18 protein-coding genes are annotated in these 22,700 nt (G+C 41.7%); 6 read left to right on the forward strand and 12 right to left on the reverse strand.

Annotated elements, in window-relative coordinates:
- Nucleotides 1–30 precede the first annotated feature (30 nt).
- On the reverse strand, nt 31–1,401 hold the full coding sequence (gene mpl / locus KZ793_RS08735; protein WP_225814986.1) for a UDP-N-acetylmuramate:L-alanyl-gamma-D-glutamyl-meso-diaminopimelate ligase: 1,371 nt from the start codon (nt 1,399–1,401) through the stop codon (nt 31–33).
- Between the two features lie 165 nt (nt 1,402–1,566).
- Between mpl and fbp the strand changes: the two genes are divergently transcribed.
- Together fbp and ppa are read left to right on the forward strand one after the other, a co-directional pair.
- Nucleotides 1,567–2,571, forward strand: a complete 1,005-nt coding sequence (fbp, locus tag KZ793_RS08740; RefSeq protein ID WP_118984615.1) for a class 1 fructose-bisphosphatase — start codon at nt 1,567–1,569, stop codon at nt 2,569–2,571.
- A gap of 155 nt (nt 2,572–2,726) precedes the next feature.
- Nucleotides 2,727–3,257 (forward strand): inorganic diphosphatase, encoded by a 531-nt coding sequence (gene ppa, locus KZ793_RS08745; protein ID WP_225814987.1) that lies wholly within the window; start codon nt 2,727–2,729, stop codon nt 3,255–3,257.
- Nucleotides 3,258–3,357: 100 nt separating this feature from the next.
- Here the strand turns inward: ppa and KZ793_RS08750 are convergent, their stop codons facing one another.
- The 3 genes from KZ793_RS08750 to tamA are packed head-to-tail and all read right to left on the reverse strand — an operon-like array spanning nt 3,358 to nt 9,220.
- Complete coding sequence (locus tag KZ793_RS08750; RefSeq protein WP_118984618.1) at nt 3,358–3,705, reverse strand: gamma-glutamylcyclotransferase family protein; 348 nt, start codon at nt 3,703–3,705, stop codon at nt 3,358–3,360.
- Nucleotides 3,706–3,707: 2 nt separating this feature from the next.
- Nucleotides 3,708–7,481, reverse strand: a complete 3,774-nt coding sequence (tamB, locus tag KZ793_RS08755; protein WP_225814988.1) for an autotransporter assembly complex protein TamB — start codon at nt 7,479–7,481, stop codon at nt 3,708–3,710.
- On the reverse strand, nt 7,478–9,220 hold the full coding sequence (tamA, locus tag KZ793_RS08760; protein WP_225814989.1) for an autotransporter assembly complex protein TamA: 1,743 nt from the start codon (nt 9,218–9,220) through the stop codon (nt 7,478–7,480). Before tamA ends, tamB begins: the two co-directional genes overlap by 4 nt.
- A gap of 128 nt (nt 9,221–9,348) precedes the next feature.
- Between tamA and msrA the strand changes: the two genes are divergently transcribed.
- Both msrA and KZ793_RS08770 read left to right on the forward strand, forming a co-directional pair.
- Nucleotides 9,349–9,996, forward strand: a complete 648-nt coding sequence (msrA, locus tag KZ793_RS08765; RefSeq protein ID WP_225814990.1) for a peptide-methionine (S)-S-oxide reductase MsrA — start codon at nt 9,349–9,351, stop codon at nt 9,994–9,996.
- 154 nt (nt 9,997–10,150) lie between these two features.
- Nucleotides 10,151–11,482, forward strand: coding sequence for a hemolysin family protein (locus tag KZ793_RS08770; RefSeq protein WP_225814991.1), 1,332 nt, complete (start codon nt 10,151–10,153; stop codon nt 11,480–11,482).
- A 111-nt stretch (nt 11,483–11,593) separates the two neighbouring features.
- On the opposite strand, the gene KZ793_RS08775 is transcribed toward KZ793_RS08770, so the two are convergent.
- Complete coding sequence (locus KZ793_RS08775) at nt 11,594–11,800, reverse strand: DUF1107 domain-containing protein (protein ID WP_118984623.1); 207 nt, start codon at nt 11,798–11,800, stop codon at nt 11,594–11,596.
- A gap of 290 nt (nt 11,801–12,090) precedes the next feature.
- Here KZ793_RS08775 and KZ793_RS08780 point away from each other — a divergent pair, with 290 nt between their 5' ends.
- Nucleotides 12,091–12,645: a YtfJ family protein gene (locus tag KZ793_RS08780; RefSeq protein WP_225814992.1), complete on the forward strand. Its 555-nt coding sequence runs from the start codon at nt 12,091–12,093 to the stop codon at nt 12,643–12,645.
- 95 nt (nt 12,646–12,740) lie between these two features.
- Here the strand turns inward: KZ793_RS08780 and cysQ are convergent, their stop codons facing one another.
- From cysQ to KZ793_RS08800, 4 genes are all read right to left on the reverse strand, one after another.
- Complete coding sequence (gene cysQ, locus KZ793_RS08785) at nt 12,741–13,484, reverse strand: 3'(2'),5'-bisphosphate nucleotidase CysQ (protein ID WP_225814993.1); 744 nt, start codon at nt 13,482–13,484, stop codon at nt 12,741–12,743.
- Nucleotides 13,485–13,714: 230 nt separating this feature from the next.
- Complete coding sequence (locus KZ793_RS08790) at nt 13,715–15,088, reverse strand: MFS transporter (RefSeq protein ID WP_225814994.1); 1,374 nt, start codon at nt 15,086–15,088, stop codon at nt 13,715–13,717.
- A gap of 122 nt (nt 15,089–15,210) precedes the next feature.
- Nucleotides 15,211–16,314, reverse strand: a complete 1,104-nt coding sequence (locus KZ793_RS08795; protein WP_225814995.1) for a hypothetical protein — start codon at nt 16,312–16,314, stop codon at nt 15,211–15,213.
- Between the two features lie 405 nt (nt 16,315–16,719).
- Entirely contained in the window at nt 16,720–17,340 is a 621-nt protein-coding gene (locus tag KZ793_RS08800) for a peptidylprolyl isomerase (protein WP_225814996.1), read from the reverse strand.
- A 270-nt stretch (nt 17,341–17,610) separates the two neighbouring features.
- Between KZ793_RS08800 and KZ793_RS08805 the strand changes: the two genes are divergently transcribed.
- Nucleotides 17,611–18,327: a helix-turn-helix transcriptional regulator gene (locus KZ793_RS08805; RefSeq protein ID WP_225814997.1), complete on the forward strand. Its 717-nt coding sequence runs from the start codon at nt 17,611–17,613 to the stop codon at nt 18,325–18,327.
- A 36-nt stretch (nt 18,328–18,363) separates the two neighbouring features.
- Here KZ793_RS08805 and KZ793_RS08810 read toward each other — a convergent pair whose 3' ends face one another.
- The 3 genes from KZ793_RS08810 to KZ793_RS08820 form a co-directional block, all read right to left on the reverse strand.
- Nucleotides 18,364–19,659, reverse strand: a complete 1,296-nt coding sequence (locus KZ793_RS08810) for an ATP-grasp domain-containing protein (RefSeq protein WP_225814998.1) — start codon at nt 19,657–19,659, stop codon at nt 18,364–18,366.
- A 10-nt stretch (nt 19,660–19,669) separates the two neighbouring features.
- A complete protein-coding gene (locus KZ793_RS08815; protein WP_225814999.1) occupies nt 19,670–20,857 on the reverse strand; it encodes an MFS transporter in 1,188 nt (395 codons plus the stop codon).
- 124 nt (nt 20,858–20,981) lie between these two features.
- Nucleotides 20,982–22,679: a carbamoyltransferase family protein gene (locus KZ793_RS08820; protein ID WP_225815000.1), complete on the reverse strand. Its 1,698-nt coding sequence runs from the start codon at nt 22,677–22,679 to the stop codon at nt 20,982–20,984.
- Between the last annotated feature and the right edge of the window lie 21 nt (nt 22,680–22,700).

Below are 22,700 nucleotides of genomic sequence, written 5' to 3' on the forward strand. Positions count from 1 at the left end.
ATGGCGCGATTCATTTTCCTGCTGCCATTCTCAGGATTGATCAGCTTTTTTATTCAGCTTAGAGAGTAATTTTTCATGAATATCACCAAACCCTCCATTACTCATAACCAGAATATGATCCCCCGGCTGCGCCTTATCAACAATCATATGCACCAGTGAATCTATATCAGCACTCCAATACGCAGGCTGAACACAGTGATCTGCAATTTCTGATACGTGCCATTTAATATTAGCTGGCTGGAATAAGAATACTTCATCCGCACGCCCCAACGCTGGTGCGATCTCATTCTTACTCACACCCATTTTCATCGTATTTGAACGCGGTTCCAGTACGGTAATAATACGGGCTGTTCCTCCAACCTTACTACGCAGGGCCTCGAGTGTTGCCAGAATTGCTGTCGGGTGATGAGCAAAATCATCATAAACAGTAACGCCGTTTTCCTCACCACGTAGTTCAAGGCGACGACGGGCATTAATAAATTCACTTAAAACACAACAGGCATCTGCTGGCTGGACACCAACATGATGTGCAGCGGCAATTGCAATCAGCCCATTGCGCATATTATGTTCACCCACCAGCGACCAGTTCACTTCTCCAACAACTTTACCACCATAAAACACCTGATAATTACGGCTGTCTGTACTGATCTTTTTTGCCTGCCAGTTACCGGTTTCACCCACTAGTTCCAACTCACTCCAACAGCCCATAGACAAAACCTGTTTCAGGTTAATATCGTTATCTGGGACAAGGATCTTACCACTACCCGGAACGATCCTGACAAGATGATGGAACTGTCTCTGAATAGCAGCCAGATCGCCAAAAATATCGCCATGATCGAATTCCAGATTGTTCATGATCAGCGTACGTGGGCTGTAATGCACAAACTTAGATCGTTTATCAAAAAAAGCACTGTCATATTCATCAGCTTCTATTACAAAAAACGGGCTTTCCCCGATCTGAGCTGATGTTTCAAAATTCCCCGGAACACCACCGATTAAGAAACCTGGTTTATAACCACAAGCTTCCAAAATCCAAGCTAACATACCCGCAGTTGTTGTCTTGCCATGCGTCCCTGCAACCGCCAGCACCCAACGTTCTGGCAAAACAGAATCATGCAGCCATTGTGGGCCAGAAGTATAAGGGAGCCCACGCTCCAGCACAGCTTCTACACAAGGATTCCCACGGCTCATAATGTTACCGATGATGACCATATCTGGCGCAGAATCCAACTGTGCCGGGTCATATCCCTGAATCAGATTAATCCCATGTTTTTCCAGTAAGGTACTCATTGGTGGATAGACATTGGCATCAGAACCAGTCACTTCATGACCAAGAGAACGAGCCAAAATTGCCAGTCCACCCATAAAAGTGCCGCAGATACCAAGAATATGAATACGCATTGATTTCCTATTCCATAGCATGAAGTTAGCCACTATTCTAACCATCAAAAGCAAGATAAGAAATGGAATAGCCTATGAATCATGCCTTTCTTTGGCTAAACTGCCCGCGTAAGAGTGCAATGGACACTCTAAAACCACTATCAAATCACATTCAGGACTTTCGTCATGAAAACATTAGGCGAATTCATCGTCGAAAAGCAGCATGATTTTTCTCACGCTACGGGTGAACTTACTGCATTGCTTTCCGCTATTAAGCTCGGAGCAAAAATCATTCACCGTGATATCAACAAAGCCGGTTTAGTGGATATTTTAGGCACCAGCGGTGTGTCCAATGTCCAAGGCGAAGTACAGATGAAACTGGACCTGTATGCTAATGAAAAACTCAAAGCAGCACTGAAAGCACGCGGTGAAGTTGCCGGTATCGCTTCCGAGGAAGAAGACGACATCGTTATTTTCGAAGGCGACCGCGCTGAAAATGCAAAATATGTTGTTTTGATGGACCCATTGGATGGTTCTTCAAATATTGATGTAAACGTTTCCGTTGGTACTATCTTCTCTATCTACCGCCGTATTACACCTGTCGGCAAACCCGTCACTGAAGAAGATTTCCTGCAACCGGGTAACCGCCAAGTCGCAGCCGGATATGTTGTTTATGGCTCTTCAACTATGCTGGTCTATACAACCGGCTGTGGTGTGCACGCCTTTACTTACGATCCATCTCTTGGGGTGTTCTGCTTGTCCCATGAAAAAGTACAGTTCCCTTCAAAAGGCAATATGTACTCCATCAACGAAGGGAACTACATCAAATTCCCTATGGGAGTAAAGAAATACATCAAATATTGTCAGGAACAGGATGAAGCGACTCAACGCCCGTATACTACTCGTTATATCGGTTCACTGGTTGCTGATTTCCACCGCAATTTACTGAAAGGCGGCATCTACATTTACCCAAGCACCGCCAGCCACCCATCAGGAAAATTACGCCTGCTGTATGAATGTAACCCAATGGCATTCCTAGCCGAACAAGCTGGGGGTAAAGCCAGTGATGGCGCCAACCGCATTCTGGATATCATTCCATCCAAACTGCATCAGCGCATACCTTTCTTTGTGGGTAGTAAATCGATGGTGGAAAAAGCCGAGAGTTTTATGGCTGAGTTCCCTGATGAGTAATTTCATCGGTTAATTATGAATAGAAGGCGGTACTCACCGCCTTCCTCAGTTTTGCAGATTTTTAACAGAGAAGGTGCTAGATATGATGAGATTTCATCATCATTCTGGCTATAATACTCCCCACTCTATTCTGGTTTAAAATAAAGGAAACTTTCATGAGCCTGAACTTAGTACCGGCAGGAAAAGAACTGCCTGAAGATATCTATGTCATTATTGAGATCCCTGCAAATGCAGATCCGATTAAATATGAAATTGATAAAGAATCCGGTGCGCTATTTGTAGACCGTTTTATGTCTACCACGATGTTCTATCCATGCAACTATGGTTACATCAGCAACACCTTATCTCTGGATGGTGACCCGGTTGATGTTCTGGTTCCCACGCCATACCCACTACAACCAGGTTCTGTGATCCGTTGCCGTCCGGTTGGCGTTCTGAAAATGACTGATGAATCAGGTGAAGATGCCAAACTGGTTGCAGTTCCGCACAGCAAATTGACCAAAGAATATGATCACATTAAAGATGTGAACGATCTGCCAGAATTGCTGCGCGCTCAGATCACTCACTTCTTTGAGCACTACAAAGATCTGGAAAAAGGTAAGTGGGTTAAAGTTGATGGTTGGGATAATATCGAAGCTGCTAAAGCAGAAATTATCTCCTCTTTCGAACGTGCCGCTAAGAAATAGCTTTTCTCTGTTTAAATAATTAAAAAACCTCTGGGGAACATCACCGGCAGAGGTTTTTTAATACCATACTCCCTTTTTATGACAAAAAAGGGATTTTTATTTACTCTTCCACATGGCGCTTCAACCAGTCACCGCTTTTTATCCGCCGTAAACCAGTTATTGGAAGCTGATAAAGATATATCCATGCATTACCATACGGTGTCTGAATCAATTCCCTTACATACTCCCGCGAATTATCTTTCAAATCGTCTAATTCTGTCAGGATAGTAGAATTGATTCGATATACCTCACATTCAATACTTCCGTCACCACGGATAACCGCAGGATAATGCCCAAGGTCATATAGCTCATAACCTTCCAGCCAATGATCACCCAACCATTGAGCGTCGGTCATCCAGTGATGATTGCCCTGTTTGCGCCGTAAGCTGCCATAAACAATAATTCGCATTTTTAAAACTCAAACTGATAGAGCAAATCCAATGTCTGATCAATACCAGACACCGCTTCCAGATACAATCTAGGCATTAACCTATAACGTAAGGTTAATGTTGCCAGTGAATCAAATATACCAACACCATACTTAACTTGCAGATCTTTTGTAATCTTTCCGCTAACAACTACCTGTGATTTATCACCAACTCCCTGAGTATCCAATGCCAAGTCGGAAACACCAAATATTTCACCGATCTTACCCACCAACTGACCACTCTGTGCAACCCCCAAACCTATTAATATTGCCGTCATCTGTGAGTTGTCCGAGTTACTACTCTCTAACCCTTCACCACGCAACAGATAAGAAAGTGCTTCCAGTTGCGATTTAACAGGCTCTGAAAAAATTTCTACTTTTGGCTGATCCGCCAAACCGGTCACCCTTACCCCTGCAATAACCCGCCCATTGGTAGAATCTGGATTACGGATAGCCTCAATGTTAAGCAATGGCTGATCAGGTGGGCCTGAGAACATAATCAGCCCTTTGCGAACGATCAGATCCTGCCCATAAGTATGGAAACGACCATCAAGAATATCAACTTGACCATTCAAACCTAAACCTTGTTTATCTTGAACAACCATCAGATCGCCTTTAAGTTGCGCTTTAAGACCGAAAGCACTAAGACGAACATCATCTCCTATATGAATTGTCAAGTTACTTTGAATCGGGATAGACGCTTTTTTCTGTTGTAATGGCTGAAGATTCTCATTCAATATAACTTCATCCGATGAAGCCTCAACTGTCGATTCTGGTAGTTCCTTCACGGTAATACGCGCCCAAGGAATACCAACGCTACCATCCAATTTCAGCAACTGAGGAGAAGCCTCAAACACCAGAGCAGGGCTAACATCAATTTTCACCATTGGTGGAAAAACTACTCTTAACTTGTCACCGTTAGCCGTTACTCTTGCATGCCATGCATCCACATTACGCCAGTCCGCGTCACCATTTAAGTTAAGCTGCCCCTTCGGCGTTTTAATAACACCATCGAGAACGGAACGTATTCCATCAAAATTCACACCAATTTGCCCTTGAGTAATATCAAATGGGATCCAATGACCCGAAACTTGCAGTGCACTCAAGTCTAACCGGCCAAACAATAATGGATTTTTGGCATTTCCTCCCAGACGCAGGTTAGCATGCAAATGACCATCAGCCTTATCATCTTTCCCAAGAATCGGCTTGATTAACGCCAGTGAAATATCCTGAATATCTACATTGCCCGATAGATTACGACGCCCTGCAAGATCAGCAATCTGTACGTCACCGTCAAACTGACCATTTCCCATAATCTTAAACAGCCAATTCAGCTTTGCTGTGCCATTATTCAAGCCTGCATTGAGTGTCAGGGTCTGGAAATCTACTGGTAATGCAGTGCCATCAACCATCTGCTTAACATGCACCCCATCACCACGCAGATTAACGTTGGCCTGAGGCAATCCACTTTCCGCGCTCCATTTAACGTCGGCATTGCCACTGAATACACCTTTCAAATGTGTTTCAGGCCCCAGTAATGGCTGAATCATAGCAAGGTCCAAACGTTCAAGCACAATGGACGCGCTACCACTGGCGCCAGCTTCAATGGATTTAGGTACGCAGAGCTGCGCATGTGGATTCAGCCAACAATGAGGGCCCACAGTGACTTTCTGCTGCTGATTAAGATAATCAAGAGTTATCGCTTTAGTTAAACGCCATTCTCCAACCGGGGTGTCAAAACGGGTATTGTTAATGCTACCTTTCCAGCGCTGTTGCTTACGATCAAAACTACCATTCAGTGCAAGTTGACCAGCAATCGGCTCGCCATCAATCCTTAATTGCAAATCGTGCTGTTTCTCATTGCCCTTAGCATCCAACGTAAAAGTACGGACAATCAAATCCGCTTGTTTCAACTCACTGACTTTAACAGTAAGATTCCCTTGGATCTGTTCAGCAGAACGTACATCCCCTTTCACATTCACTCGATCAATGCGCAAATCCTGCCATTTCAACCCGTTAGCATTAAGATCAGCCAAAAGCTGAGGCGCTTGCACATTACCACGTAATTTCAGCGTTCCATTCACAACACCGCCAAGCCCCGGTAATATGCCATCCAGCTTCGGTGCACGGATATCGCCATCCAGTTTCCACTGTTTGGATAACTGTCCCTGGAGATTCATTTTATTGCGCCCTAAAGCCAGCTCGAATTGAGGAATATTCCACTGACCAGCCGCATTACCAGAAATCTTACCTTTGGCTTTTATTAAGTTCTGCTTTACGTCACCGTCCAGCGTAATTTCCGGGATCTGAAGCTGCCAACTACCACCGTGTAAACTACCACGGGTCACTATTTTCCCCTCTATTTTGGCTGGCCATTCCGGCCACTGCTTAGCGGTATTGATCCCGGAGAGTGTCAACACCGCATTCCAACTCACCGCCTTACTCCAATCTGCCACACCTACCAGCTCACTCTTTCCCTGCAAAGCAGACAGGCGTAAGCGGGTCAATTTAAACTGTTCTTCATTACCTTTGGCATCTAATACAAGTAATGCTGGCGGGACTTCACTACCGTTAATACCGGAACGCAATGACAAATCATAACCACTAGCCTTACCATTAAGACGCATTTTTACATTATCAAGCTGATATTCTGGCTTCCCCGTTAAAGGCCAACTCAGTTGCTGGCTTTCAAGCGTCATCCGCACTGGTAAACCTACCTTAGCCAGTTCCGCTTGAGCATCAAGTTTAGCATTGACAGGACCAGACAAATTCAGCCCTAAGCTGAGTTGCTCCAGTAAAGCACCATTAAGCGTTACATTAACCTTTTGCCCCAGGATCTCTTGTCGACTTAGCTCACCTTTTATTACCAGTTTTATTGGCCATTGCTGTGCCAGAGTCGCGGAACCATTAATGGCGAGAGAACCTTCCGGCATTTTAACATCCAATTTATTGAGCTGAATCTGCTGCCCCTGATTGCTAAATTGCAGTAAAAACTCATTGATTGTGATATTGGTATCACCAGTCAGCCGTAATTGCTTGCCACTGATCCCTGCAATAGTCATATCCAGTGGAATAAGCACTTCTGGTAATGTTGCCAATAGCGGCTGAGAGAACAATTTTTTCAGAATCTCTCCCAACGATTTTTCCGGTTCAGCCCATCGTTTCGATTTCTCCTCTGCTTCCGCTGTTTTCAACCGTTCAGGGGGAGTTTTTGGCAGTCCCACCAGCAATCCATTAATTTTTGTTGGCTTAAGCGTTAATGCTTTTTGCTGCCAGTGAGCAGCGGTTCTAAATTCATCAAGGGCAAATACCATATCATTTACGGTGACAGTGACATCTTTAACGGATAGCAAATCAAGTGAGACGGGATACGGCGTCCTCAGTTCAGTTAAAGGTTCTGACTTTGACGATGGTTCTCCCGCAGGCGGCAATTGTTTAGTATTAATCGCAACTTTTACGCCTTCCGTTGTCAATGCATTAACACATAATTGACTATTTTTCAGACAGGAAAGACGCAGTGAAAGGTGGAGTTGATTCACATTGACATTAACACCGGGCATTTGGTACTTAACGCCTTTCAGGGTCAAATCACGCCAGCCACCACTAACATCGGCAATATCCAGCCCCGGTACCCAACGGGCAGCACTGTTAATCATAAAATGCAGGCCAGATTGCGTTCCTACCAACCCGGCAACAGCAAGAACCAACAAAGTCACTATCAGCAGAAAAGCAATACTGACCTTTTTAATCCATCTCATAATTCAGATCCTAACCCGATGTAAAACTGGATGTTACGGGATTCTGAATCCCCTATTGGTCTGGCAAGGTCAAACTTAATGGGCCCGACCGGAGAAGCCCAACGCACACCAACACCTACGCCGGTTTTAAAATTGCTCTTTCTAACGTCATTAATGGCTTCGCCGGTATCAACAAAAACAGCACTCCACCAATTACCTGTTACGTTATATTGGTACTCAAGCGAACCCACAATCAGTGCGGATGCACCGGTCAATTTTCCTTTATCGTCTTTAGGCGAGATTTTCTGATATCTGTAACCACGAACACTGTGATCACCACCAGCGAAAAAGCGTAAGTCGGGAGGAACCTTCTCGAATGCATTGGTTTCTATCCAACCCAAATTACCTCGAGCAACAAAACGGTGATTATCCCAATAAGTTCTGATCCAAACGTTTTGCGCCTGTAACACCAAGAAATCAACATCAGAACCCCAAAGGGTATCGGAGATATCAATAGAATAGCGCTGGCTATCGCCCCAATAAGGCATCGTTCCTCCACGCTGGCGGATACGGCTGACGTTCGCTCCTGGGTACAATAACATTGCCGTATTGGTGACATTAGCCTGAGTAAAGTGGCTGAGACTCCAACGCATATTGATCCCATACTGCCAACCCGTGGAAAGATCCCAATTACGGGAAAGATTTACTGTCGCGGTATCTGATACGGTATCGTTGATATCTTTACGCTTATAACCCGTCTGCAATGCGTAATATTGCTCTAACGGATTCACCTTCAACGGCATTTTATAGGTAGCATCAACGACCTGTTCAGGTGCAGAAAGGTTGATGCTGGTGCTAAGGCTGTGTCCACGGGAATTAAGCCACGGTTTTGTCCATTTAGCCTTTACCCGTGGCCCTACATCAGATCCATAACCGCCACCCAGTTCAACATAGTTTTTGGAACGTGGTGTTAAGACCGCTTCAAGAGGAAGCATTCCGTCACCATTTTTTCTAGCGGTATTAAAATCTGGTGAGACTACTGCTGAATTAAACCAGCCAGTTTCTGCTAACCGCCGATTCAATTCGGCCAATTGTTCAGAGGCATAAAAATCCCCTTCTTTGAATGGAACCAGATGATTCAAATAATCTTCGCGGATCTGTGAGCCACAATAATGTATCTGACCAAAGTGATAACGCTCACCGCTATTAAAAACCAAGTCCCAGAATGCCTCATGTCGTTCTTTGGCAACACCCAATTGGCTCTTTTTCATAACAGCATCAAAATAGCCTTTCCTAATAGCAAGCCCAGTCAGAGAACCTTTAAGGCTTTCATATTCATCATGATTAAGAACCGTTCCTTTCTTTGGGCTTTTGCTTTTTACCAGTTTGGCATAATCTCCATCTGCCTTCGCCCCACCTTCCAAAATAACATTAACACCGGCGATTCGCACAGGTTCACCTGCGGTAACTTTTGCCGTTAATACCGAGCGAGCAGGCGGTTTATTTTCCCGATAGGTAAATTCGATAATGGGTTCATAATAACCAAGCGGGCGCAAGCCTTCACGAATCGCTTTATCTACACGAGATCGGAAACGACCATCTGGCGCAACTTCATCAGTGCTGATAGTGGAAAGATGAATTCGGGCATTTTTTTCTAAACTGCCGGTTAATCCTTCTATTTTCAGACGAAGATTAGCACTATGAGCAATGGGAGCTGCGATGGACACACAAAGAAAGCATAAAAAGGGGTATCTCAACACGCGAACTCCTGACCTGATCGGAATAATTTGGCTAAATAATTTAGCTATAATAAAATTTACCTTGAGTAACGTTTATAATATATACAATCTATTAATGTCTGAAAACTTAATAATTACGGGAGTGAATTGTGTCAACTTCAGCTAATAAAAGCCTATCTATTGATCCTCAAAGCTCATTACCAGGCAGAACTGAGCCACTTAAGGTTTCACCTAATCATGCTGTTAGCGATCATGTGATAGAACCTGTTCCAGAAAATATGGAAGTTGCCTATTTTGGCATGGGGTGCTTCTGGGGCGTAGAACGCCTATTCTGGCAACAACCCGATATTTACACCACCTCCGCAGGTTATAGCGGTGGTACAACAGCGAATCCAACTTACAAAGAAGTTTGTAGCGGCCTGACCGGACATGCTGAGGTTGTTAGAATTGTTTACGATCCAGCAAAAAACAGCTACGAAAACTTATTAAAACTTTTCTGGGAAAACCACGATCCAGCTCAAGGGATGCGCCAGGGCGGGGATATTGGCTCTCAGTATCGCTCCGCGATTTATACCGTGTCACCTCAGCAACATGAACTGACACTAGCCAGCCGTGAACGTTTCCAAAAAGCAATGCAACAACAAGGCGATAACCGCCCTATTACAACGGAGATCACAGAAGCGGGGCCATTCTATTTCGCTGAAGACTATCACCAACAGTATCTATTTAAGAATCCTGAGGGGTATTGCGGGCTAGGCGGTATTGGTGTTTGCCTACCCAAAATGAACGAAAACTAGTCACTACATTTAATTAATGTTATAATTACTACGCTATTCAATAGCTTTCTAAGTGTTTGTTGTCACTTTTTATTTTATATGATTTTTATTGTTTCCTCCGGTGCTTTTCTAATGACAACCTACCCTACCACCGGAGGTAAAACACGGATTCCTTATGCTAAATAGTCTCTTAATCGTATTTCTATTGTGCGCGATAAGCGCCTTTTTTTCGTTATCTGAAATCTCTCTTGCTGCCTCTAGGCGAATCAAACTAAAACTGATGGCAGATGAAGGTAATGTTAACGCTGCCCATGTCCTCAAATTACAAGAAACGCCGGGAATGTTTTTTACCGTGGTGCAAATCGGCCTAAATGCAGTGGCAATTTTGGCAGGTGTTGTCGGTGAATCCGCATTTTCTCCTTCATTGAAAGCGTTTTTCATGAAATTTATGCGCCCCGAATGGGCAGACCAATTGGGCTTTATCTGCTCTTTTGCCATTGTGACCAGTATATTCATTTTGCTCGCTGACTTGACACCAAAGCGTATCGGTATGATCAAACCAGAAGCTGTCGCGGTGAAAATCGTTAATCCAATGCGTTTCTGTCTGGCAATTTTCCGCCCATTAGTTTGGTTATTTAATGGGCTGGCTGATCTTATCTTTAAGATCTTTAAAATTCCGATGGCGCGTAATGAAGACATCACATCTGATGATATTTTCGCGGTTGTGGAAGCCGGGGCTGTTGCAGGTATCCTCCGTAAACAAGAGCATGAGCTGATTGAAAACGTGTTCGAACTCGAATCCCGTACCGTTCCTTCTGCCATGACCTCACGGGAAAGCGTCGTCTACTTTGATAAGCATGAAAGTGAAGAAAGTATCAAACAACAGGTCTCCACCCAACCACATTCCAAGTACCTAATATGTGATGGAGATATTGATCACGTTATTGGTTATGTAGATTCCAAAGATCTGCTTAACCGGGTCCTAAGTGGTCAAAGCCTAAGCTTCAATAAAGGTGTCCAGATCCGCAACGCGCTGATCATTCCAGATACCTTGACACTTTCAGATGCGCTGGAAAGTTTTAAAGCGGCAGGTGAAGATTTCGCTATTATCCTGAATGAATATGCACTGGTAATGGGTGTGATTACCCTTAATGATGTTATGACCACACTGATGGGCGATTTAGTCGACCAAGGACAAGAAGAGCAGATCATCATCCGTGACGAAAATTCATGGTTAGTAGAAGGAGGAACACCTATTGATGATGTACAGCGTGTACTGGATATTGATGATTTTCCTGATTCAAGTAACTATGAAACCATTGCAGGTTTCATGATGTTTCGGTTACGTAAAATTCCAAAGCGTACTGATTCAGTCAAGTTTGCTGGTTACAAATTTGAAGTTGTCGATATTGATAACTACAAAATCGATCAGCTATTAGTCACAAAAATCACTGATACTCTCACCACGACGCCAACGCAAAACCTGCCTATCAGTGATGATAAATAAAAACGGCCTCTTCTTGAGCTAAGGCCGTTTAGTATTCTCGTGTTAAGCGCCACTTATTGTTATTTTGTGGCGCAGATTACATAAATATGCAACCCGATTCTTTTTCGTTATCTATCCTATTTCGGACTGCAAACGTAGCACTTGCTGATTGACTTCGCTCATTACACTAAAATGGCGCTTATCTCTCACCTTCGGCAATAAAATTTTGCCGCAGTCGAATTCAAAAGCCCCCATATCTTTAATGTATAAACGTCCACGGAATAAAGTTTTAACGTAGAGAGCAATTTTCAGTGGGTTATATCGGTGAAAAATTTTCATCTCTGCTTTTTTCCTCCTAAATACTTCTTACGGTTACGTTTGGTGAACCAACTCCACACACCATACCGTTATGTAGAATAATAGACTGAATTTATCCGATTTTGTTCCCCCCATTTTTAGTTTTATGCACTGAATTTACATAAAATGACAGATATTTAGATATACATAACTATGTAACTTTATCTCTTACTTAATGTTAAAAATTTGATCTTCTTTAAAGAGATAAATCAGTTAATACCCGCTATGCTAGAGATCCATGCATTGCCACATTAACCTACAAAGGAAAAATTATGATAAAGCACTTTATGCTATATGCTGCGCTACTTTGTTCTCCTGCTTTAGCATTCGCTCACAACATCACTCTGGAACAACAGGTTCCTGCGATCAGTGTCTCTGATAAAGGTGAGTTGTTACTCAACAATAACAAGTTTAGCTACCAAAATTGGGATAGTGGAAAACTGATTGGCAAAGTGAGAGTCATACAACATATTGCAGGTCGTAGTGCAGCTAAAGAGATGAATGCTCCACTGATAGAAGAAATAAAACGCGCTGATTTTTCAAAAGAAAAATACCAAACAACCACCATCATCAATATCAATGATGCAATATTTGGCACTGGGCCATTTGTCCGCAGCAGTATTGAAGATAGCAAAAGAGAGTTTCCGTGGTCTCAGTTTATCGCTGACAGCAACGGTGTGGTCAAAAAAGCTTGGCAGTTGGAAGCTAAAAATTCTGCCATTATTGTCCTGGACAAAAATGGCGTAGCGAAATTTACCAAAGAAGGTGCGCTAAACGGTAGTGAAATCAAACAGGTCATTGAATTAGTTCGTAAGGAACTACAGTAAAAACATCCGTGGTGATAACGACTTTCAGGTATGTTTTCGTTTGCCCTTATCACCACAATTCCGCTGAAAAACAGCCGTGCTCAAAAGAACCATAATTAAAAAATCGTTACTCTAAATCCCGGATTCAGGAATGATTCACGAGGAGTATAATCTAGCGTCTGACCTTTCCAGTTCGTCACATGAGCACCAGCAGCAATGGCTATAGCGTGACCCGCCGCAGTATCCCAGACATGAGTGGGTCCAAAGCGAGGATAAAGTTGCGCTTTTCCTTCAGCCACCAAACAGAACTTCAGTGAAGACCCCACAGAAACCGTCTGATGTTCACCTAACTGATTGAGATAATCTTCTAATTCTGTATCCATATGAGAGCGGCTAACAACGACCATTGGTGGATTAGCATCACGAATCTTAATCGGCAAGCATTGACCTCCACAGGCTTTTTTCCATGCCTGCCGCCCTTGCCCGGAATAAAGCGTATCCTGCACAGGAGCATATATCACTCCCATCACGGGAACGCCCTCATCAATCAAGGCGATATTAACCGTAAATTCACCGTTACGATTAATAAATTCCTTGGTACCATCCAGAGGATCAACTAACCAATAGCGCTTCCAATCACGCCTCTCTTCCCAAGTAGGAAGCTCTTCTTCCGACAACAGTGGAATTTCCGGAGCGATACGGGATAATCCGGCTTTAATTATTTTATGAGCCACAATATCAGCCATAGTAACCGGTGAATCATCTTGCTTATGATCAACTTTCAGAGGATGTTCATCCTGATAAATTGTCATAATAGCCGCACCAGCTTCCTGAGCCAGTTGGCAGATTTGTTCTAGCATCACACACCTCTGCGGTTAGTCATCTGTTATCATTTTAGACTATATTACCAATTGATCTTTTTATTGGAACGGTAAGAATTTTATTACCACGCCTAAAATAAAAATAGTCGGATATACCCGCTCAAATTATTGACAATCTGATGCAATCACGATGATCTTCATGTTCTCACCAAACTCTTTTGCCCAATATGATGCCGTCATTCCTTAAGTTAAGTATTAAAAACTTTACATTAATACCCGCGACTTCGTTGTAAACCCTGGCACACCGCAAGCGCCACTAAAGACAACATAGCCGCTATCAGTAACGCCATAGCTTCCGAGATACGAATGACAGAATCCCCGCTGTGTTGCGTCAACAATGAAAAAAAAGCGACTCCTGCGGCAAACCCGGTTTGACGCAACGTGCTAGTGAGGGCTGCCGCCAGTCCTGAGTTTTCAGGAGCAACATTGTCCATCACCAGCCTTGCCATTAATGGATTAAGAACTGCCGCCCCCATACCTAACAGCAACAATCCAACCGCCAATAACCAGACATTCCCATCAGCAACTGGGCTGAAGATACCCGCGAGCAACACCAGTCCAGCCGTTAACATCAGGAATCCTGCGGTAGCCTGAAAGTTGAAACGTTCGGCAATCCTCAATAAAGGTACCAAGGTTAATGGAAGAGAAAGTAACAGCATGGTCATAGCCAGATACAACGCATCAAAACCCAACTTCACGGCGAAATATTGCGGCAACACCACAAATAGGCTCCAGTAGGTGATAGAGAAAATAATCGGCAGAACCAATGAGATAAGAAAGGTACCATTTTTCAGCTCAGGCAAACGTGTGAAGCTACGTGCAGAAAAACGATGACACAACCAGATGCTTGCACCCCCCAAGATAAGCAGCGTTGCCTTAACAATAGTGCCATTTTGGCCCGGAAGCACTTGCTCGAGGTATTGATACATGGTGACCAACAGCAGAATCACCGTCACCGGTAAGGTGCTAAACAACGAAACACGGCTTAACGTCCCATTGGCAGACAAGGTGCTACCTTTGCTTTTCAACATCAAGAATATGACCAGTCCCCCTAAGGGAAGGTTGAGCAACAATATCCATGACCAGTCTAGCATCCTGATTATCAAGCCCCCCAGAGGTGGCCCCAAAGAAAAACTCAGCCCAAGTATCATTGACCAAGTTTTAAAAGCCTGTGAGCGGTTACTACTTCCCACTGGAAACAGGAGATTCAACAGCGCCATCGCAGCCGTATTCAAAAAGGCAGCAGCAATTCCTTGAATTAAACGAACAAAGATAAAGCTGCTAAGAGAGACACAACTAACGGAAATATAAGAAGCAACAACGAACACCAATAGGGCAGAAATCAGTGTCTTCATGGCTCCCAGACGATCAGTGATTATTCCGGCAGGTAATAAGAAAGCAGCAAAACCCGCTGTATAAGAAATACTAAGCCATGCTCCTTCTTTAACACCGAAACCAAGTTCAGTCGCAATCACCGGGATAGCAACCCCTAAGCCTGTGGTATCAAAACCAATCATGAAAGTAACGATCATGATGGCAATAAATAGGGCTCTGTATTTCGTATCTTGATTAGAAGAATTCATATAGTCCTATGATTAAGAGGATGAATATAGCCATGCTTTTCCATACATAATTAATGTTTCAGACAACAATAATTCAGAGATCATTATCATCTGAAACACCTGACAATATCGTATTAATTTACCTAAGCAAGAATTGAACCTTCAAGATATTTGACCACATTGCGATCAATCAGGCATTCGCACTGTTCATCCATCACACCAAGCGCCGTTATCCACATTTCCTCCATACGTGCCCTTGCCATCTCAGGGCCTTTCTCATGCGCCAATAGTGCTAGCATGTAAGTTGTGCCAGAGACCGTATAACCAGCCATTTTGATTCGGGAGCACTTCTGTGATAACTCAAGAGGAAATGCATTCATTTCCGCCAGACTTTTGGCAACAAAGGCGTTTTTCTGGGCCATATTCTTAACATCAGGAGAATTCAAAAATTGTTTGCGGGCAGTTTCATTCTCAATCAGGTAACGTAATGAGCTCATCAGATGGAAACTTTCCATCGGTTTAATCACCGAGACATCAGTACCATGCCAAATATCGAGTAGTGCCCACAGATCCATCTCTTTAACATTACCTGGCATAATTTTCTGGCCAGTATTATGGCCTACAGCATCCAAATAAACATAGGCAGTGCTGGTCTCACTATTTTGGGAGAACGAATAAACTTTCGTATAATCTCCTGCCTCACTAATCCCCTTTTTCGTCAACATCACTTCCTCAGGTAAACGCCCCAACGTAACCACTCCATGAATATGATTGCACGAAAGGATAAAACCCACTTTTTCCAGCAGATTATGAGTCTGTTTCGTATCAAAATTACCGTCATTATCCCGCACACCCCATTGCCCATCTTCCGTTAATGCCAGACCAAAAGGATCGACAATCATCTTTACTGGCACGGAACCAATCGAAGCCAGTATATTTTGCAGAGTTTCTTCAAATAATATTAAGCCTGCCTCAATATTATTATTTCTATTTGCCGACGAGATAAATCTCAGAGAAATATATTCTACTCCGAGTGTATTAGCGTGAATTATTCGGTCAGCAGCGCTGCGCCAACCATAAGCAAAATAGCCAGGTATCCCCTTTGTTGGCTTACGTTCGCTTTCTCCTAGATCAATACTCACATCAATAGCCTGTGCCATTCTTTTCGGAGAAATTCGGTAAAGACTTTCAGAATTAATACGGCGAGAAAAATAGGGTATTAATGATGATATTTCAATTGCATTCATTTCCATTTCCTTTATATCAAGATAATATTTCTGGCTTATTAATCCACCAGACCTTTCATAATTGTTGATGCAATGTGAAGTACCCACACTATTATTCAATATATTTAATAAATCAATATTATCTTTATAATAAAAACAAACAAAATATTGTTTATTTGTCACTAAAGTTATTAAAAAAATAAAAGATGCTCGAAAGACTGAAACTCAGCCAAAGGTATGGCAAAAGCTAGCGGGCCAAAGACCCTATTTAAAGAAATAACTAGGAAACTGAGGGAAAGCCAGTTCATCGGCAACATACTAGCTGAAATTTCCGATGGTTTGAAAACACCCCCATTTTTTAAATGGGTTTTTCAGTAGTCTGAGACGGATATACCGGCTATTTTTAATCCTACTTTTGGATAAAACTTACAGAATATCCAACAATTCCACCTCGAAAATCAGAGTGCTATATGGAGGAATCGATGCACCAGCACCACGCTCGCCATAAGCCAAATTATAAGGGATATAAAGTTCCCATTTAGAACCGACAGGCATCAACGTCAATGCTTCAATCCATCCAGCAATCACCCCATTCACAGGAAATTCAGCAGGTTCGCCACGCTGTACTGAGCTGTCAAACACGGTGCCATCAATCAGACGACCCGTATAATGAACACGCACGTGGTCAGTGTGGGCAGGAATTGCACCATCACCCTGTTTTAGTACAGAGAACTGTAAACCAGATTCTATCGTGCTTATACCGTCACGCTGAGCGTTTTCTGCCAGAAACTTCTGACCCTCTTCTGCCATAGCTTGCTGACGTTCACGACGCACACCATCTGCACGTTCGTGCATTTCACGTAAGGCACGATGCAATATATCGACCGGCACCGCTGGAGAATGATTTTCCAGCGCATCACATAACCCCGCTAACAGTGCTTCAGGTTCCAGACCTTGCAGGCCAGACTCCAGTAATTGCTGACCAACTTGCAAGCCAACCCCATAACTTGCTTGTGCTTCGATAGAGTCAAAAGAAAGTTTTGCCATGAAAATACCCGTGATCAAATTAAATTAGACCTCTAAGCATAACAGCGCTATGCAGCAGGGTAAACCGAAGATGTCACCAGGAAAATACATGTCGCCCAAATATATAAGAGCTAATAATCGATATAATTCTAAGTAGCATATTCATTTCTTAAAGGTTACAATATAAAAATTCAATTTTTAAAAATTTTTACTTATAATTGATTATATGAATAAAATATTTTTTATATAAAATTAATTTTATTGCAAATATTATATAATGAGGAAAATCTTATGAATACATCATTTAATGAGATTTTATCAGAAATCAAAAAGTCCAAAACCATGCCTGAATTAGAAAAGAGGCTGTTAAACGCGATAAACTATCTGGGTTTTGAATTCTACTCAATTTATCAGGAAGAAAAATATCCATTCACGACAAAAAAATATGTTCTAATAACCAACTTAAATATAGAAACTGCAAGCAATTATAATCAAGATAATAATCATGACAGCGACCAATTAATGAATGGTGATTACACTTTCTCTATTCCGTCAGTTTGTAATGATAAAATATCAAAAAACGCTGATTTTATGATTGAAAAATCAAATTCAAATAAAAATGAAGTTAAAAATAGTCTTTCAATCAAAATTAAAGGTTATCATGGCGAAAGGTCAATTTTTTCAGTTGCCAGAAAAGAAGGCACTATTTCCCACAATGAAATACTTAATAAAGCGGGAGTATTGGGCATATTGGCAAATGAATGCATAAAAACATTTAATAACCTAAAAAATAAAAAGGATAAAATCATTGTTCCAACACTCTCTACCAGAGAAGTTGAAGTCATAAGATGGACTTGTGAGGGAAAAACTTCTGCTGAAATAGCCGACATACTGGATATTTCAACAAGGACAGTTAATTTCCACATTAACAATGTTATGGAGAAATTAGTGGTTCCCAATAAAGTTGCAGCAGTAGCTAAAGCAATAGCATATAATCTAATCATATAACAATTAGAGCCAAAATAAGACTCTAACCATACGAAATTATAAAATATAATTAGACAATATACCCTTCCATGCATCATTAATTTCATTCATCAGGGATTCACATTTGACGTGCTCATCATTAATATGCACACAAACGTAACCACAGAAATCATTATTGCTTTTTGGTGTTTCGTAAACCAGTGAATTCTTATCTAAATTAATTTTTATTGCAATAATTTCGCAACATAATTTATTCAAAATATTATCAACAGATGCTAATAATACTTCATTAACTTCTATTTTATCGAATTTATCATTAATCTTTCCATCTTTACCCGCCAGCAAATTAATCAAAAAGGCTCTTCCCTTCGCTTCAGGTAATATCATTCGATCACTAAATCCTTTGACTAAATGGTCAACCCAAATTTCCTGCAAGCTTATACCATATACCCGGTTAGCCATATCCCAAATACGCATACCCGCTGGTCTACGATTAGTTTCAACCAGAAAAGTTTCTCCCGTTTTACTATCTTGCTTAATCTCATTATGGAATGCGCCAAGAATTTGCCCTGAAATCAGATTCATTACCTGCCCTGCTTTATGTAATGCAATTGTATTTCTGCCATCACATTGCGCCGGAACTATTTGCCCTATTTCAACAGGATATTCCCCTTTCTGGGAAACTTTTTGCGTTAAAAAAGCCATACAACCAATACCATCGTACGAATATTCTGTATCGAAAATAATAAGTTCTTCTGCAAGAGTTTGATTACCACCAGATTGCTCAACAGATTGGGCAAAAGCCGTTGGGATTTTACTTCTATCTTTAACCGCTACCACGCCGACATTTGCCCGACCACAATTAGGCTTAATAATCACACCATACGGAACAGAATCATAAAACTCTTCTAGTTCTTTAACCTCATTAATGAAAGTATATCGAGGCGTCTTAATATGTTGTGCCGCAAGCAACGGTAATATCCGAGTTTCTTGTTGGCGGAATTGATATTTCTCAATACCTGCGAAACTTAATTCGGGATCATCACCATAAACGCTTAAATTCTTCGCGATAACAGCAGCATACCCAGATACTGCATCCATAAAAGGAAGAATACCCGCACATGTCATATTAAGTTCAGCAAGAACTGCCATCACACGATCAACATAATTTTCTGTTCGTACAGGAATATGATAGACAAATGGTGTGATATCTTTTTCCTCACCGGACAACATATCGCTAATAATCACCAACTCAAGGGAGTAATTATATCGAATATAGTCACGAATATTAACGATTTCACTCAGCCTTGCCGGAAGATAATCAAGCACTAACAAATATTTTTTCGAACTCATATTTCCTCCATTATTGACTATTATGCAGATTAAATTTAAGCGAACGATAAGGATTAATAATGATAAACATCAATAAAACAAATACAGAGAATATCAGATAAATACTATTGTAGGAAAAATAGTTCAGTAAATTAGCACAAATAAAGCTGGTTAAAGGTGTCGCTAACTGATTCAAAACCAGCACCACACCAAGATACTGAGAAAAACGCTGCTTCGGAATAAGACTTGCTCGATAAGAGCGGGAAAAAAGATTAAAACAACCTTCCGAACCAATGACCAGTAAGAAACCTAATGTGTAAACCACAAATAACGGCCCAGTAGCAAATAGTGTCAGACCACATAACGCAATCAGAAAAGCCGTTACACCAATAATACGCACATCAAAAATCCGGCACAATTTTGGCGCAATAAAAAAAACACAACAATTCACCAGCCCCGCATAAGCCAAAAGCTTAGCATAACTCCCTTCCGGTTGTGAAAAAACGCTGGTGATAACATAAACTGCCGTTGACAGAATAGCACCTTGCATCACATTCATCAGGAATGTCAGACTAATGACGCGTAACAAGGGTGGGTTTTCCATCAGGAACTTAAAAATGGCCGGCAGATTATACCCTTCTCTACTAGTTCGTTCTTCAATCCGATTTTTCCTTTGTAGCTGGAACCATATCAAACTACTAATCAGGAAAGGAAAAAACGCAAATGCAAATACCGCATAAACACTGAATTTATAAACCAGCACGCCGACAACCGCCGGGGCTGCAATATAGGTAAACTGTTCAACAAATTGTAAACGAGAATTAACAGAAGGTAATTCTATTGCACTCATGTTTTTAGAGACAAAACCTTCAAGGTTGACATATCCCGCTCCACTAAAAAAGGATAAAACACATGAGAGAGGAATAATGATATATACGATACTATTATCAGAGTATACAAATGAAAGAATAAAAAGAAATAAGCAAACTAATGATCGAAGAATATCACTTAGGAATAACATAACCAGAGTATGCATCCTGTCCCCCATCCAACCAGAAATGGGGAGAGAAATCACTCTGAATAGCCGTTCAAGCCCAAAAGCAAAAGATGAAAGTGAAGCGCTATTAGTTGAGGTATATACTAATACAGGCACAGCGAACATAACAAATGCCTCTGAAAAAACAGAAAAAAAACGAGCCAGTATGATCCTATGTATCATTAATATTACCTCAACCTTATTATCTATCCCATTAGACTATTTTATTTATCAATTTGAAACTGAGCAATGCCCAAATTGACTTCATCAATTACACCTACTGGGATAGACGTTTACTATGCAATAATTAATGAATCGATTTAATCAAATAATTCCCCAAAACTAAATAATCAATATTAGTTTTCATGAAAGTTTTAATAGCATCTTCCGGTGAACAAACAATCGGTTCGCTATCATTATAAGAAGTGTTCAGCAACAAAGGCACACCGGTTTTCCGATAAAATGCCTCAATCAACTGGGCATAATCTGAATTTGACGCATTATCTACCACCTGAACTCTGGCAGTACCATCTTCATGAACCACTGCCGGAATTTTCGATGCTTTATCCACTTTAGCATCCATCGCTAACAACATATATTTTGCAGCTTCCGGTAATTCTTTTCGAACGTGGAACCAATCAGCAACATGTTGACGCAATACACTAGGCGCAAATGGCCTAAACATTTCACGATGTTTAACTTTACGATTCATTAAATCGCGAATATCTTTATTTCTTGGATCGGCCAACAAACTACGATTACCTAATGCCCGCGGCCCAAATTCCATCCTCCCCTGGAACCAGCCAACGACATTATTTTCAGCCAGCAAGTCTGCGACAACTTCATGAATATTCTCTTCATATGTCCAGTCCAAACCATGGGCCTTCAAACTACGCTGGTAATCATCGTCACTATATCCCAGACCCCAATAGGTATGAGTCAGAGGATAGCGTTGATTATTTTCAAGAATATGATGCCAAATAAATAGCGCGGCACCTGTGGCAGTCCCGGCATCATGTGCAGCAGGCTGAACAAAGATATCTTCGATATCCAACTCTTCATATAATCGTTTATTCGTTATGCAATTCAATGCGACGCCACCCGCAAGGCAGAGTTTATTCGTTGCTGTTTCCTGCAAATAATGATGAGCCATATTTAACACTATTTCATCAGTTATTTGCTGGAGAGAAGCAGCAATATCATAATATTCCTGCGCTACCTCTCCACCAGGAACTCTTTTCGCAATACCAAACAAAGATTCTAATTTAGAAAAGTCTTGGCTGCGGAAATTGAGAATGGTGTTATCGATAGTAAACTCACCTTTCTCATAAATTTTGACGAATTGTTGGAACGCCGGCATAAAACCTTCAGGCTTACCATAAGCAGACATTCCCATCACCTTACAGGCATCGTATACAGAGAAGCCCAGGAATTCTGCCAATTTCTCCCACATAAAACCGATTGAATCTGGATATTCAATGGTTTTAATTTTTTTCAGACTATTACCATCGCCCAGATATACCCCTGCGGTATTATCCTCTCCCACACCATCAAGTGATAAGGTTAACGCTTTATCAAATGGCGAAACAAAATAAGCAGATGCCGCATGAGCTGTGTGATGAGGAACCCAATGAAATTGACCACGGAATCCCATTGATTGCAAAATTTCTGGTACTGAAGTGGTCTTGCGATAAAAAATGGACTCACCCGATACACTTCCCCAATTTCCCTCACTGGTGAGTTCATCAATAAAGACTGATTTTCTTCGTTCTATCGGATCAATAGAAAACCCGATATGACTCACATCTTCCAAGCGAATACCCGCAAAGTCTAATGCAACTTCAATGGAAGCCAATGGCAGTTCATCAGGATTATCAATATTTGCTGGTTTTCCGTGTTTTCTTCTATTTAGGCGCTCTTCTTCAATGGCAAAAATAGTTTCTCCGTCTTTTAATAAGCAAACTGCTGACTCATGGTAAACTGAATTTATACCTAAAATATACATGACTTATTATCCTCCTATTAT

Source organism: Photorhabdus antumapuensis (assembly GCF_020387775.1).
In the GTDB taxonomy this organism is placed as follows: Bacteria; Pseudomonadota; Gammaproteobacteria; order Enterobacterales; family Enterobacteriaceae; genus Photorhabdus; species Photorhabdus antumapuensis.

Bases quoted from the DNA above. Each gene is read 5' to 3' on its own strand.
- KZ793_RS08820 (WP_225815000.1), bottom strand. From the start codon at position 22,679: ATGTATATTTTAGGTATAAATTCAGTTTACCATGAGTCAGCAGTTTGC.
- KZ793_RS08750 (WP_118984618.1), bottom strand. From the start codon at position 3,705: ATGCGAATTATTGTTTATGGCAGCTTACGGCGCAAACAGGGCAATCAT.
- KZ793_RS08780 (WP_225814992.1), top strand. From the start codon at position 12,091: ATGATAAAGCACTTTATGCTATATGCTGCGCTACTTTGTTCTCCTGCT.
- KZ793_RS08805 (WP_225814997.1), top strand. From the start codon at position 17,611: ATGAATACATCATTTAATGAGATTTTATCAGAAATCAAAAAGTCCAAA.
- tamB (WP_225814988.1), bottom strand. From the start codon at position 7,481: ATGAGATGGATTAAAAAGGTCAGTATTGCTTTTCTGCTGATAGTGACT.
- mpl (WP_225814986.1), bottom strand. From the start codon at position 1,401: ATGCGTATTCATATTCTTGGTATCTGCGGCACTTTTATGGGTGGACTG.
- KZ793_RS08775 (WP_118984623.1), bottom strand. From the start codon at position 11,800: ATGAAAATTTTTCACCGATATAACCCACTGAAAATTGCTCTCTACGTT.
- ppa (WP_225814987.1), top strand. From the start codon at position 2,727: ATGAGCCTGAACTTAGTACCGGCAGGAAAAGAACTGCCTGAAGATATC.
- KZ793_RS08795 (WP_225814995.1), bottom strand. From the start codon at position 16,314: ATGAATGCAATTGAAATATCATCATTAATACCCTATTTTTCTCGCCGT.
- KZ793_RS08810 (WP_225814998.1), bottom strand. From the start codon at position 19,659: ATGAGTTCGAAAAAATATTTGTTAGTGCTTGATTATCTTCCGGCAAGG.
- cysQ (WP_225814993.1), bottom strand. From the start codon at position 13,484: ATGCTAGAACAAATCTGCCAACTGGCTCAGGAAGCTGGTGCGGCTATT.
- KZ793_RS08800 (WP_225814996.1), bottom strand. From the start codon at position 17,340: ATGGCAAAACTTTCTTTTGACTCTATCGAAGCACAAGCAAGTTATGGG.
- fbp (WP_118984615.1), top strand. From the start codon at position 1,567: ATGAAAACATTAGGCGAATTCATCGTCGAAAAGCAGCATGATTTTTCT.
- KZ793_RS08770 (WP_225814991.1), top strand. From the start codon at position 10,151: ATGCTAAATAGTCTCTTAATCGTATTTCTATTGTGCGCGATAAGCGCC.
- KZ793_RS08815 (WP_225814999.1), bottom strand. From the start codon at position 20,857: ATGATACATAGGATCATACTGGCTCGTTTTTTTTCTGTTTTTTCAGAG.
- KZ793_RS08790 (WP_225814994.1), bottom strand. From the start codon at position 15,088: ATGAATTCTTCTAATCAAGATACGAAATACAGAGCCCTATTTATTGCC.